This window comes from Pseudomonas sp. CYM-20-01, from assembly GCF_023169845.1.
GTDB classification, from domain to species: domain Bacteria; phylum Pseudomonadota; class Gammaproteobacteria; order Pseudomonadales; family Pseudomonadaceae; genus Aquipseudomonas; species Aquipseudomonas azotoformans.
This window is the reverse complement of record NZ_AP025169.1, coordinates 3,995,718-4,009,435: the sequence shown is the minus strand read 5'-3', so window position 1 is coordinate 4,009,435 and position 13,718 is coordinate 3,995,718. Positions and strand designations below refer to the sequence as shown.

The 13,718-nt window shown below is 61.6% G+C and carries 12 protein-coding genes; 3 read left to right on the top strand and 9 right to left on the bottom strand.

Going from position 1 to position 13,718, the window contains the following annotated elements:
* Positions 1-53: 53 nt before the first annotated feature.
* The 9 genes from M2497_RS17790 to gloB form a co-directional block, all read right to left on the bottom strand.
* Complete coding sequence (locus tag M2497_RS17790) at positions 54-1,004, bottom strand: FecR domain-containing protein (protein WP_248482021.1); 951 nt, start codon at positions 1,002-1,004, stop codon at positions 54-56.
* Entirely contained in the window at positions 1,001-1,522 is a 522-nt protein-coding gene (locus tag M2497_RS17785; protein ID WP_248482020.1) for a sigma-70 family RNA polymerase sigma factor, read from the bottom strand. Before M2497_RS17785 ends, M2497_RS17790 begins: the two co-directional genes overlap by 4 nt.
* A 118-nt stretch (positions 1,523-1,640) precedes the next feature.
* Positions 1,641-3,242: an ABC transporter ATP-binding protein gene (locus M2497_RS17780; RefSeq protein ID WP_248482019.1), complete on the bottom strand. Its 1,602-nt coding sequence runs from the start codon at positions 3,240-3,242 to the stop codon at positions 1,641-1,643.
* A 1-nt stretch (position 3,243) separates the two neighbouring features.
* Positions 3,244-4,263, bottom strand: a complete 1,020-nt coding sequence (locus tag M2497_RS17775; RefSeq protein WP_177052979.1) for an ABC transporter permease — start codon at positions 4,261-4,263, stop codon at positions 3,244-3,246.
* A 1-nt stretch (position 4,264) separates the two neighbouring features.
* Positions 4,265-5,341, bottom strand: coding sequence for a microcin C ABC transporter permease YejB (locus M2497_RS17770; RefSeq protein WP_033902277.1), 1,077 nt, complete (start codon positions 5,339-5,341; stop codon positions 4,265-4,267).
* Positions 5,342-7,180: an extracellular solute-binding protein gene (locus M2497_RS17765; protein WP_248482017.1), complete on the bottom strand. Its 1,839-nt coding sequence runs from the start codon at positions 7,178-7,180 to the stop codon at positions 5,342-5,344.
* A complete protein-coding gene (locus M2497_RS17760) occupies positions 7,177-9,006 on the bottom strand; it encodes an extracellular solute-binding protein (protein ID WP_248482015.1) in 1,830 nt (609 codons plus the stop codon). Before M2497_RS17760 ends, M2497_RS17765 begins: the two co-directional genes overlap by 4 nt.
* 208 nt (positions 9,007-9,214) lie before the next feature.
* The gene (locus tag M2497_RS17755) at positions 9,215-10,630 is read right to left on the bottom strand and encodes a lytic transglycosylase domain-containing protein (RefSeq protein ID WP_248482013.1); all 1,416 of its coding nucleotides are present in this window, start codon (positions 10,628-10,630) and stop codon (positions 9,215-9,217) included.
* A gap of 98 nt (positions 10,631-10,728) precedes the next feature.
* Complete coding sequence (gene gloB, locus M2497_RS17750; protein WP_248482011.1) at positions 10,729-11,496, bottom strand: hydroxyacylglutathione hydrolase; 768 nt, start codon at positions 11,494-11,496, stop codon at positions 10,729-10,731.
* Positions 11,497-11,561: 65 nt separating this feature from the next.
* On the opposite strand from gloB, the gene M2497_RS17745 reads away from it, so the two are divergent.
* The 3 genes from M2497_RS17745 to dnaQ all read left to right on the top strand — a co-directional run bounded on the left by M2497_RS17745 (position 11,562) and on the right by dnaQ (position 13,614).
* Positions 11,562-12,320 carry a methyltransferase domain-containing protein gene (locus M2497_RS17745; protein WP_248482009.1) on the top strand — a complete coding sequence of 253 codons (759 nt, stop codon included), beginning with the start codon at positions 11,562-11,564 and terminating at the stop codon, positions 12,318-12,320.
* A 30-nt stretch (positions 12,321-12,350) separates the two neighbouring features.
* A complete protein-coding gene (gene rnhA, locus M2497_RS17740) occupies positions 12,351-12,803 on the top strand; it encodes a ribonuclease HI (RefSeq protein ID WP_003173571.1) in 453 nt (150 codons plus the stop codon).
* A 70-nt stretch (positions 12,804-12,873) separates the two neighbouring features.
* Positions 12,874-13,614: a DNA polymerase III subunit epsilon gene (gene dnaQ / locus M2497_RS17735; RefSeq protein ID WP_248488224.1), complete on the top strand. Its 741-nt coding sequence runs from the start codon at positions 12,874-12,876 to the stop codon at positions 13,612-13,614.
* Positions 13,615-13,718 lie beyond the last annotated feature (104 nt).

The window sequence follows — 13,718 nt, the reverse complement described above, 5'->3', positions numbered from 1 at the left end:
TGCAGGGTTAACCGAACGAAGGTGGGAAAAGGGAACTGGTGCTGAGCGTTTTTTTACTTTGGGCCGACAGTGACCCACCACGGCATCGGTTTATCCACGCGAATCGGCAGCGCCGCCTGCAACAAACCCAGGGCGTGGTCGCTGTCTTGCAGCGGGAATGACCCCATCACCGGCAAGTGCGCCACGGCTGGGTCGCAGCCCAGGTGGCCGGGGCGATAGCGATTCAGTTCGGCGATCAATTGGCCGAGCGGCAGGTTATCCGCCAGCAGCACGCCCCGGCTCCAGGCTTCACGGGCCGGGGAGGCGGGCAGGGTCGGGTTGAAACCGTTGGCGGTGAACGACACTTGTTGGCCGGTTTCGATGATGCGCACGTGCTGGTCGAGGGCGGTGACTTGCACCCGCCCTCCGAACACGTTGAGCTGGGTGTGGTGTTCGCCGTGCAGCACACTGAAACGTGTCCCCAACGCCTGCAGGCGGCCGTGTCCGGTGTCCACTAGGAAAGGCCGGAGGGCGTCCTTGGCGGTGTCGATCAGCACTTCGCCAAAGCGCAACTGCAATAACCGCTGCACCGCATCAAAGCGCACGTCCACAGCGCTCAAGGCGTTCAACCACACATGGCTGCCATCGGCCAGCAGGGCGTCGCGCGTCTCACCGCTACCGGTGGCATAGTCCGCGCGCCAACCGCCGACCAACCGGGGCAGGACGGTGTTGCGCCAAGCGCCCCAGGCCAATGTCGACCCCCCACACAGTACCAGCAGCGTCTTGAGGGTTTGCCGGCGCGAGCTGCGCAACGCCCGGCTCGCGCCATGGGGTTGCTCCATCAAGGGCGCAAAGCGCTGGCTGACGCGTTCCACGTACTGCCATGCGGCCAAGTGCTCGGGGTTCTGCGCGACCCAGGTTTGCCAGCGTTGCTGTTCCTGCGTACCCGCCGGGTCCTGCAGGCGCACGTACCACTGCGCGGCCTGTTCCAGGCTGGCGTGGCTGAGCTTGCCGGGCGTGTTCATTGCACCAGCATCCCGTCGAGCTCGGCTTCCAAGATCGCGCAGTGCAGCAGGGCCTGGGCCAGGTATTTCTTGACCATGCGTTCGCACACGCCCAATTGCAGGCCGATCTGTTTGTAGGGCAGGCCGTGCAGTTGAGCGAGCAGGAAGGCCTCGCGGACGTTCCTGGGCAGGCGAGCGAGCATGGCGTCCACTTCGTAGAGGGTTTCGACGATGATTGCCCGTTGCTCCGGGGACGGGTGCGTGTCTTCCGGGCGTTGCGCCAGCGACTCCAACCAGGCTTTTTCCAGTTGGCGACGGCGCCAGTGGTCGATGCACAAGCCACGGGCGATGGTCGCCAGGTACGAGCGCTGGCGCACGTGATCGGTCTCGGCCACCGGGCGGTTGAGGATGCGGATAAAGGTGTCGTGGGCCAGGTCGGCGGCATCCCAGCGGTCGTTCAGGCGCCGGCGCAACAGGCCGAGCAGCCAGCTGTGGTGGGTGCCGTAGAGGTGGGTGAAAGAGGTCGACACAATATCCATCCAACGCAAAAGGATTGGCGTAAATAAGAATTGGTCGCGATTAAAGCAAAGGGAGGGGGCGTGCGCAAATGATATTGGATTGCTATTGGGTGCAATCCCCTCCCAGGTTTGAAGGGTGTCAGGCTGGAACCAGGAACGCCGCCTCCAGCAGTTGCCGGGTGTAGGCATGTTGCGGGTCGGCAAAGATCGCCTTGGCATCCCCTTGTTCCACCACCTGCCCATGCTTGACCACCATCAACTGGTGACTCAACGCCTTCACCACCGCCAGGTCATGGCTGATGAACAGGTAGGTCAGGTTGTACTTGGCCTGCAGGCTGCGCAGCAGTTCCACCACCTGGCGTTGCACCGTGCGGTCGAGGGCCGAGGTGGGCTCGTCGAGCAGGATCAAGCGTGGCTTGAGCACCAGCGCGCGGGCGATGGCGATGCGTTGCCGTTGGCCGCCGGAGAACTCATGGGGGTAGCGATGCCGGGACTCCGGGTCCAGGCCCACTTCCTTGAGCGCCGCGATAATCGCCGCCTCCTGTTCGGCCGGCGTGCCCATCTTGTGGATGCGCAAGCCTTCGCCGACGATCTCACTGACGCACATACGCGGGCTCAGGCTGCCGAACGGGTCCTGGAACACCACCTGCATTTCCCGGCGCAACGGGCGCACCTGCTGCTGGCTGAGCGTGTCCAGTTGCTGGCCTTCAAAACGAATGCCGCCCTTGCTGGCGATCAACCGCAGGATCGCCAGGCCCAGGGTGGACTTGCCCGAGCCGCTTTCACCGACGATGCCCAGGGTCTGCCCCTGAGGCAGGCTGAAGTTGATACCGTCCACCGCCTTGACGTAGTCAACCGTATTGCGCAAAAAACCTTTCTTGATCGGGAACCACACTTTCAGGTCATCGACCTCCAGTAACGGTGGGCCAACCTCGTTGGTCGCCGGGCCGCCGCTGGGTTCGGCCGCTAACAACTCCTGGGTGTACGGGTGCTGGGGCGACTGGAACAGCGTCTCGCACTCCGCCTGCTCGACGATGCAGCCCTTTTGCATCACGCATACGCGGTGGGCAATCCGGCGCACCAGGTTAAGGTCATGGCTGATCAGCAACAGCGCCATGCCCAGGCGTGCCTGCAATTCCTTGAGCAATTCCAGGATCTTCAATTGCACCGTCACGTCGAGTGCAGTGGTCGGTTCATCGGCGATCAGCAACTCCGGCTCATTGGCCAAGGCCATGGCAATCATCACCCGCTGGCGCTGGCCGCCGGACAGTTCATGGGGCAGGGCCTTGAGGCGCCTGTGCGGCTCGGGAATACCCACCAGGTCCAGCAGCTCCAGGGTGCGCTGGGTGGCGACCTTGCCTTGCAGCCCCTTGTGCAGGCCCAGTACTTCGTTGATCTGCTTTTCGATGGTGTGCAGCGGGTTCAAGGAGGTCATCGGCTCCTGGAAGATCATCGCAATGCGGTTGCCGCGTATGTGGCGGATGGTTTTTTCTTTCAGGGTCAGCAGGTCCTGCCCGGCATACTCGATGGTGCCAGAGGGGTGACGTGCCAGCGGGTAGGGCAGCAGGCGCAGGATCGAGTGAGCGGTCACCGATTTGCCCGAGCCGCTTTCACCCACCAGTGCGATGGTTTCACCGCGCTTGATATCGAAGCTGACATTGTTCACCACGCGGTGGTGGTGTTCGCCCGTGACGAACTCGACGGAGAGGTCGCGGATTTCGATCAGATTGTCCTGATTCATCTCATTTCCTCGGGTCGAAGGCATCGCGAGCGGACTCGCCGATAAACACCAGCAAACTCAACATGATCGCCAGCACGGCAAAGGCACTCATGCCCAGCCACGGCGCTTGCAGATTGGATTTGCCCTGGGCCACCAGTTCACCCAGCGACGGCGAACCGGCGGGCAAACCGAAGCCGAGGAAGTCCAGAGCGGTCAGCGTACCGATAGCGCCGGTGAGGATGAACGGCATGAAGGTCATGGTCGACACCATCGCATTGGGCAAAATATGGCGGAACATGATCGCGCCGTTCTGCATGCCCAGGGCCCTGGCGGCGCGCACATATTCCAGGTTGCGCCCGCGCAGGAACTCGGCGCGTACCACGTCCACCAGGCTCATCCACGAGAACAGCAGCATGATCCCCAGCAGCCACCAGAAGTTGGGCTGCACGAAGCTGGCGAGGATGATCAACAGGTACAGCACCGGCAACCCGGACCAGATCTCCAGGAAGCGCTGCCCGGCCAGGTCGACCCAGCCGCCGTAGAAACCCTGCAGCGCCCCGGCGATCACGCCGATGATCGAGCTGAGCACGGTGAGGGTCAGGGCGAACAGCACCGACACGCGGAAGCCGTAGATGACCCGCGCCAGCACATCGCGGCCCTGGTCATCGGTGCCCAGCAGGTTGACACTGGAAGGCGGCGCGGGGGCCGGCACCTTGAGGTCGTAGTTGATGCTCTGGTAGCTGAACGGGATCGGCGCCCACAAGGTCCAGGCGTCCTTGGCCTTGAGCAGCTCCTGGATGTACGGGCTCTTGTAGTTGGCCTCCAGCGGGAATTCGCCGCCGAATGTGGTCTCCGGGTAGCGCTTGAGCGCCGGGAAGTACCAGCCACCGTCGTAATGCACGACCAGGGGTTTGTCGTTGGCGATCAGCTCGGCGCCCAGGCTCAGCACGAACAGGATCAGGAACAGCCACAGCGACCACCAGCCACGCTTGTTGGCCTTGAAACGTTCGAACCGACGGCGATTGAGGGGGGACAGGTTCATCTCAATGCTCCCGGCTGGCAAAGTCGATACGCGGATCGACCAGGGTGTAGGTGAGGTCGCCGATCAGTTTCACGATCAGCCCCAGCAGGGTGAAGATGAACAGCGTGCCGAACACCACCGGGTAGTCGCGGTTGATCGCCGCTTCAAAGCTCATCAGGCCCAGGCCGTCGAGGGAGAAGATCACCTCCACCAGCAACGAACCGGTGAAGAAGATCCCGATGAAGGCCGAGGGGAAACCGGCGATCACCAGCAGCATCGCGTTGCGGAACACATGGCCGTAGAGCACACGGTGGTTGGTCAGGCCCTTGGCTTTTGCGGTGACCACATACTGTTTGTTGATCTCGTCAAGGAAGCTGTTCTTGGTCAGCAGGGTCATGGTGGCGAAGTTGCCGATCACCAGGGCCGTGATGGGCAGCGCGAGGTGCCAGAAGTAATCGAGGATCTTGCCGCCCCAGCTCAGCTCATCGAAGTTGTTAGAGGTGAGCCCACGCAACGGGAACCAGTCCAGGTAACTGCCGCCGGCAAACACCACGATCAGCAGGATCGCAAACAGGAACGCCGGGATCGCGTAGCCGACGATGATCGCCGAGCTGGTCCACACGTCGAAATGGCTGCCATGCCGCGTGGCCTTGGCAATCCCCAGGGGGATCGACACCAGGTACATGATCAGCGTGCTCCATAACCCGAGGGAAATGGACACCGGCATCTTTTCCTTGATCAGATCGATGACCTTGGCGTCGCGGAAGAAGCTGTCGCCAAAATCCAATTGGGCGTAGTTCTTGACCATGATCCACAGGCGTTCAGGCGCCGACTTGTCGAAGCCGTACATCTTCTCGATTTCCTTGATCAGCGCCGGGTCCAGGCCCTGGGCGCCACGGTAGCTGCTGGAACCGGCCACCGACACTTCGGCGCCGCCGCCGGCAATGCGGCTGGTGGCGCCTTCAAAACCTTCAAGCTTGGCGATCATCTGCTCCACAGGGCCACCGGGGGCAGCCTGGATGATGACGAAGTTGATCAGCAGGATCCCGAACAGTGTGGGGATGATCAGCAACAGGCGGCGAAAGATATAGGCCAGCATTTAATCGCCTCCACTCGCCGGATCGGCGCTGGTGTTGGTGTCTGGGATGACGGCCGGTTTGACGTCGGGCTTGGCCCACCAGGTGGCGGTGCCGACGTCGTAGCGCGGTGGGACCTTCGGGTGGCCCAGGTGATCCCAGTACGCCACGCGGAAGGTCTTGATGTGCCAGTTGGGGATCACGTAGTAGCCGAACTGCAACACGCGGTCCAGGGCCTTGGCATGCGCCACCAGACTTTTGCGCGAATCGGCGTCGATCAGCTCTTCCACCAACTGGTCGATGGCCGGGTCCTTGAGGCCCATGTAGTTGCGGCTGCCGGGCTTGTCAGCGCTGGACGATTTCCAGAACTCGCGCTGTTCGTTGCCCGGTGAAGTGGACTGCGGGAAGCTGCCCACCAGCATGTCGAAGTCCCGCGAGCGGATACGGTTGATGAACTGCGACACGTCGACCCGGCGGATCACCAGGTTGATGCCCAGGTCGGCCAGGTTGCGCTTGAACGGTAGCAGGATGCGTTCGAACTCGGTCTGGGCCAGCAGGAATTCGATAGTCACCGGTTTGCCGGTGGTGTCGACCATCTTGTCATCGACGATGCGCCAGCCGGCTTCCTGCAGCAGTTGGTAGGCTTCGCGCTGCTGGGCGCGGATCATGCCGCTGCCGTCGGTCCTGGAGGGTTCGAAGGCCTGGGTGAAGACTTCGGGCGGGATCTTGTCGCGCAGGGGCTCGAGAATCGCCAGTTCATCCGGGCCGGGCAGGCCGGTGGCGGCCATTTCCGAGTTTTCGAAATAACTGCGCGTTCTGGTATAGGCACCGTTGAACAGCTGTTTGTTGCTCCACTCGAAATCCAGCAACAGGCTGATGGCCTTGCGCACGCGCACATCCTGGAACATCGGTTTGCGCATGTTGAACACAAAGCCCTGCATCCCGGTGGGGTTGCCGTTGGGGATTTCTTCCTTGATCAGCCGGCCCTGGGCAACGGCGGGAATGTTGTAGGCATTGGCCCAGTTCTTCGCGCTGAATTCCAGCCAGTAGTCGAACTGCCCAGCCTTCAACGCCTCCAGCGACACGGTGCTGTCGCGGTAGTAGTCGGTGATGCGGTTGTCGAAGTTGTAGAAACCCTTAGTGATGGGCAGGTCCTTGGCCCAGTAATCCTTGACCCGCTCGTAGCGGATCATGCGCCCGGCCTTGACCTCGGCGACCTTGTACGGCCCGCTGCCCAGCGGTACTTCCAGATTGCCCTTGGCAAAGTCGCGGGTGGCCCACCAGTGCTTGGGCAATACCGGCAGTTGCCCGAGGATCAGCGGTAATTCACGGTTATTGGTGCGCTTGAACTTGAACAGAACCTTGAGCGGGTCTTCGGCGATCACTTCGTCGACGTCGGCGTAATAGGTGCGGTAGATCGGCGAGCCTTCCTTGATCAGTTCCTGGAAAGTAAACACCACGTCCTCGGCGCGGATCGGGTGGCCATCATGGAAGCGCGCTTCCGGGCGCAGGTAGAAACGTACCCAGCTGTTGTCCGGAGCTTTTTCGATCTTGCCGGCGACCAGGCCGTATTCGGTGATGGGCTCGTCCAGGCTTTGCATGGCCAGGGTGTCGTAGATCAGGCCCAGGTTGTCGGCCGGTACACCTTTGCTGATATAGGGGTTGAGGCTGTCGAAGCCGCCCATGGCCGACTCGCGGAACGTGCCACCCTTGGGCGCGTCCGGGTTGACGTAGTCGAAGTGCTTGAAGTCGGCGGGGTATTTCGGCGGTTCGTTGTACAGCGTCAACGCATGTTGCGGGGCGGCGTGGGCCGCAGTGCACAGCAGCAGGCTGCCGAGCAGGGCAGTACGCAAAGATATCATTGGGCTTTCTCCGAAGCTTTCAGCCACCACGCGCTCAGGCCCAGGCTGTAGGGCGGCGTGGTGACAAAGGCGAACCGGTCGCGGTACGCCAGGCGATGATAGTTGAGGTACCAGTTGGGAATGCTGTAGTGCTGCCACAGCAGCACCCGGTCGAGGGCACGGCCGGCGGCCAGTTGCTCTTCGCGGGTCTTGGCGGCCAGCAGTTGTTCCAGCAGGTGATCGACAATCGGGTTATTGATGCCTGCGTAGTTCTTGCTGCCCTTGATCGCCGCCTGGCTGGAGTGGAAGTACTGCCACTGCTCAAGGCCCGGGCTCAAGGTCTGGTTGAGGGTGATCAGGATCATGTCGAAGTCGAATTGATCCAGGCGCTGCTTGTATTGGGCGCGGTCGACGCTGCGCAGGCGCGCGTCGATGCCGATGCTGATCAGGTTCTCGACATAGGGCTGCAGGATGCGCTCCAGGTTCGGGTTGACCAGCAGGATCTCGAAGCGTAGCGGCTGGCCATCCTTGTTCACCAGGCGCTGCCCGGACAGCTTCCAGCCGGCCTCGCCAAGCAGGGCCAGCGCGCGGCGCATGGTTTCGCGGGGGATGCCGCGCCCGTCGGTCTGGGGCAGGCTGAAGGCTTGCGTGAACAGGTTGGCCGGCAGTTGCTCGCGGTACGGCGAAAGCATCAGCCATTCATGGCCGGTGGGCACGCCGGTGGCGGCGAATTCGCTATTGGGGTAGTAGCTCAAGGTGCGCTTGTACGCACTGCTGAACAGGGTGCGGTTGGTCCACTCGAAGTCGAACATCAGCCCCAGGGCTTCACGCACTTTGGTCTGGCTGAAGGTGGGCCGCCGCGTGTTCATGAACAGGCCCTGGCTCTGGGTCGGGATCTGGTGGGCGATCTGCGCCTTGATCACGTCACCCCGGTTCACCGCCGGGAAGTTGTAGCCATTGGCCCAGTTCTTGGCCTGGTGCTCGATGTAGATATCGAACTCACCGGCCTTGAAGGCTTCGAAGGCCACATCGCTGTCGCGGTAGAACTCCACCTCGACCTTGTCGTAGTTATAGAAGCCCTGGTTCACCGGCAGGTCCTTGCCCCAGTAATCCTTGACCCGTTCGAACACCAGTTGCCGCCCGGGCGTGACCTTGCTGATGCGGTAGGGGCCGCTGCCCAGGGGCGGTTCGAAGGTGGTGGCCTTGAAGTCGCGGTTTTTCCAGTAGTGCTGGGGCAATACCGGCAATTCGCCCAGGCGCAGGATCAGCAAGGGGTTGCCGGCACGCTTGAACACAAAGCGGATGCGGTGTCGGTTGAGCACATCCACCCGCGCCACTTCCTGCAGGTTGGTGCGGTATTGCGGGTGCCCTTCGGTCAGCAAGGTGCGATAGGAAAACGCCACGTCATACGCAGTGATCGGCTTGCCATCGTGGAAGCGCGCTTCCGGGCGCAGGTTGAACACCACCCAGCTGCGGTCCTCGCTGTACTCCACCGATTGGGCGATCAGCCCATAGCTGGAGGTGGGTTCATCGCCGGAGGGCGCGTACAGGCCGGTGCCAACCATCAATGGCTCATTCAGCTCATTGACGCCATATTGCAGGAAGTTCGGCGTGGACACCGGGCTGGAGCCCTTGAAGGTATAGGGGTTGAGGGTGTCGAAAGTGCCAAAGGCCATGACCCGCAAAGTCCCGCCTTTCGGCGCTGCAGGGTTTACCCAATCGAAGTGGGTGAATTTGGCCGGGTACTTGAGGCTGCCGAACTGCGCATAACCGTGGCTCTCGGTAATCGTCGCGTTCGCTGCAAAGCTCAAGGCCAGACTTATTAGTAGAAGGAGGGGACGCTTCAAGTCAGAGATCCGATCCAGGCGGCTTGGGCTTTATGATCGGTACAGTAACAGCTTGTTCCGGTTGGAAAAAGCCAGTCGGCTGATGCAGGGCCAATGTGGGAGGGGGCTTGCCCCCGATAGCGGTATACCTGCCGATGAATCTGTTGGCTGGTACATTGCTATCGGGGGCAAGCCCCCTCCCACATGGATTCCCCAGTTTTCTTGAACCTTAGCGTGGACCTGATACCACCAGCATCTGCCCAGGCTTCAGGGCCTGGCCGGTACGCGGGTTCCAGCGCTTGAGGTGTTGCATCTCGACATTGAAGCGCTTGGCGACGATGTACAACGAGTCGCCTTTCTTGACCTTGTATTGCACCGGCTTCTTGCTGTCGGCCTTGGCCACCAGCTTGCGCGTGTCCTGCATCACCAGGGTCTGGCCGACCTTGAGCGCCTGGCCGTTGAGCTTGTTCCAGCGCTGCAGGTCATGCACGTCGACCTTGTTGGCCTTGGCGATCAGCGTCAGGTTGTCGCCGGTGCGTACCTTGTAGCTGCGGGTACGCCCGGCCACCCGTGCGGTCTCGACTTCGTCGAACACCTGCTTTTTAGGACGCATCGCCAGCAATTCTTCAGGCTTCATCGTCGAAAGCGTGCTGGTCAGCAATTGCGCCTTGGAACTGGGCACCAGCAAATGCTGCGGGCCATCCAGGGTGGTGCGTTGTTTCAGCGCCGGGTTGAGCTGGAACAGTTCGTCTTCGTCGATCTCGGCCAGCGCGGCAACCCTGGACAGGTCCATGCTCTGCTTGACTTCCACCACTTCGAAGTACGGCTGGTTGGCAATCGGGTTCAGGTTGACGCCATAGGCCTCGGGTGCCAGCACCACTTGGGACAGCGCCAGGAACTTGGGCACGTAGTCCTTGGTTTCCTGGGGCAGCGGCAGGTTCCAGTAGTCGGTCGGCAGGCCGAGCTTCTCGTTGCGCTCGATGGCTCGGCTCACTGTGCCTTCGCCGGCGTTATAGGCGGCCAGGGCCAGCAGCCAGTCGCCGTTGAACATGTCATGCAGGCGGGTCAGGTAGTCGAGAGCGGCGGTGGTGGAGGCGGTGATGTCGCGACGGCCATCGTAGGCGCGGGTCTGGCGCAGGTTGAAATAGCGCCCGGTGGAGGGGATGAACTGCCACAGGCCGACCGCATCGCTGCGCGAATAGGCCATCGGGTTGTAGGCACTTTCAATCACTGGCAGCAGCGCCAGCTCCAGGGGCATGTTGCGTTCTTCAAGGCGTTCGACGATGTAGTGAATGTAGAGGCTGCCGCGTTCTCCGGCGTTCTCCAGGAAGGACGGGTTGCTGGCGAACCACAGGCGCTGTTGCTCGATACGCGGGTTGACGCCTAACCCGTCCTGCAGCTGAAAGCCCCGGCGCATGCGTTCCCAAACATCCTGGGGCACATCGGGCGTCGGTTTTTCTGAAAGCCAGATGACGGGTTTCTGTTTGATTTTGGCGGTAAGGTTTGGCTTGGGTTGCACGGTGGATTGTGCGGTGAAATTGCTTGATTGGCAGCCCGCCAGTGTGGCGGACACAGCCACCGCCACAGCTTGAGCCAGGCGGGTCAATGCGTCTGAATGGTTGGATTTACGAATAGATGACGACATTGGCTGGAAGTAAGTTCCGGGCAAAAATGTCGGGCGATTCTAGAAACCCGCTGGGTTCCGGTCAACCATTCAGAAATTACGTATCAGATTGCTTCCCGTTAGAACTTATCTTTCCAGGCCCTCAAGCTAGCAAACACCTCGGCCCCAGAGCGGTTGTCGCGGCCGTTCCGTTCGTCCGCTTTTTGTTTAACGGATGTTTCAGAGGTGCGTAGAAATGGGTTGGTCAGCTTTTCCAGGGCCAGGTTGGAAGGCAGCGTGATCTCGCCCCTGGCGCGCAGTTGGCGTACGTTTTCCACTCGTTCGGCTATATCTGTGTTATCCGGTTCCACAGCCTGGGCGAACTTGAGGTTACTCTGTGTGTATTCGTGGGTGCAGTACACCAAGGTTTCGGCGGGCAGGGCGGCCAGGCGTTCGAGGGAGGTGTGCATCTGTTCCGGCGTGCCTTCGAACAGGCGCCCGCAACCGGCGGCGAACAGGGTGTCGCCACACAACAGCACGCCTGGATGATAAAAGGCGATATGGCCCAGGGTGTGGCCGGGCACGCTATAAATGTCGAAGTCCCAGCCGAGTACCGTGATGCGCTCGTTATCGTGCAACGCCACGTCCCGGGCCGGGATCTTCTCGTTGGCCGGGCCGTAGACCTTGGCGTCGGTCTCACGCTTGAGCTGTTCGACACCGCCGACGTGATCGTGGTGATGGTGGGTGATCAGGATGTCGCTGAGGCTCCAGCCAGGGTTCTGCTCGAGCCAGGCCAGCACCGGCGCGGCATCGCCGGGGTCGACTACGGCGCAGCGTTGGGTGCGAGGGTCCTGTAACAACCAGATGTAGTTATCGGTGAAGGCGGGCAGGGCACTGATCTGTATCATTCTTCGATTCGCCAAGCTGAACACATTGGTGCATCTTAGAACGTCTAGGCGAGTTGGAGAATGCAATGACTGATAAAGCGTTCGCCCAGGCCGATCCTGAGTGGCTGGCCCTGATCGGCGCGGCCCGCGAGTGGCTGTCCGGTCCCATCGGGCAATTTCTGCTGGACGAAGAACGGCGCATGCTCGAAGACGAGCTGGGCCGGTTCTTTGGTGGCTATCTGGTGCACTACGGCCCCTCGGCCGAAACGCCGCCCTGCGCGCCGCAGGTGCAACGTAATGTTCGCTTGGGGGCACCGTTGCCTGGCGTGGAGATTGTGTGCGAGGAACAGGCCTGGCCGTTGAGCGAACATGCTGCCGATGTGGTGGTGTTGCAGCACGGGCTGGATTTCTGCCTGTCGCCCCATGGCTTGCTGCGCGAGGCGGCGAGCAGCGTACGGCCCGGTGGCCATTTGCTGATCGTGGGGATCAACCCCTGGAGCAGTTGGGGCCTGCGCCATGTGTTTGCCCATGATGGCCTGCGCCAGGCGCGCTGCATCTCGCCGCAACGGGTGGGCGACTGGCTGAACCTGCTGGGCTTCGCGCTGGAGAAACGCCGCTTCGGGTGCTATCGTCCGCCGCTCGCGTCGACCAAGTGGCAGGGCCGCCTGGCCGGCTGGGAGCGCCGGGCCGGCGCCTGGCAATTGTCCGGTGGCGGCTTTTATCTGCTGGTGGCGCGCAAGATCGTGGTCGGGCTGCGCCCCGTGCAACAGGTGCGGCGTGAGCCGATGGGCAAGCTGGTGCCATTGCCGATGGCCAAGGTCAACCGCAAGCAAAGCGATGCGTAATCCTCTTTTTGAATTGATACCGAGCAACCGATGACCGATAGCGTAGAACTCTTCACCGATGGCGCCTGCAAGGGCAACCCGGGCCCCGGCGGCTGGGGCGCGTTGCTGGTGTGCAAAGGCGTGGAGAAGGAGTTGTGGGGCGGTGAGGCCAACACTACCAACAACCGCATGGAGCTGATGGGCGCCATTCGTGGCCTGGAAGAACTCAAGCGCCGCTGCAATGTGCTGCTGGTGACCGACTCGCAATACGTGATGAAGGGCATCAACGAGTGGATGGTCAACTGGAAGAAGCGCGGGTGGAAGACCGCTGCCAAGGAACCGGTGAAAAACGCCGATTTGTGGCAACTGCTCGATGAGCAATGCAATCGCCATGACATCACCTGGAAGTGGGTGCGCGGCCATATCGGCCACCCCGGCAACGAACGTGCCGACCAGTTGGCCAACCGTGGCGTGGACGAAGTGCGGGGCTACAAGCAGAGCTGATGCTGACTCACGTGTTAACATTGCGCCCTTTGACTCACACCACACCGTTGAGAGCTGAACCCTGATGGCCATCCGATCTGTTGTACTCGATACCGAAACCACCGGCATGCCGGTGACCGACGGCCACCGGATCATTGAAATCGGCTGTGTCGAATTGATGGGGCGTCGCCTGACGGGTCGTCACTTCCACGTCTACCTGCAACCGGACCGTGACAGTGACGAGGGCGCGATCGGCGTCCACGGTATCACTGACGAATTCCTCAAGGGCAAGCCGCGTTTTGCCGAAGTCGCCGATGAGTTTTTCGAATTCATCAACGGCGCCCAGCTGATTATCCATAACGCAGCGTTTGACGTTGGCTTCATCAATAACGAGTTTGCCCTGATGGGGCAGACCGATCGCGCGGACATTTCCCAGCACTGCTCGATCCTCGATACCTTGATGATGGCCCGTGAGCGCCACCCCGGCCAGCGCAACAGCCTTGATGCCTTGTGCAAGCGCTACGGCGTCGACAACTCCGGTCGTGAACTCCACGGCGCCTTGCTCGACTCCGAGATTCTCGCCGACGTCTACCTGACCATGACCGGTGGGCAGACCAGCCTGTCCCTGGCGGGCAACGCCTCCGATGGCAGCGGCTCGGCGGAAGGCTCCGGCAACCGTCCTTCGGAAATCCGCCGTTTGCCGGCTGATCGCAAGCCCACCACCATCATCCGTGCGAGTGAGCAGGATATGGCTGAACATGCGGCGCGACTGGAGGCGATCGCCAAGTCGGCGGGCGCGCCGGCGTTGTGGACCCAGCTGACCCAGCAATAACCCCTGGCTGGACTCGATTAAAAATGTGGGAGGGGGCAAGCCCCCTCCCACAATTGATTTCAATTGCCTGTAAATCTTCATTCGCGTCATGGTCCCCCAGCTTC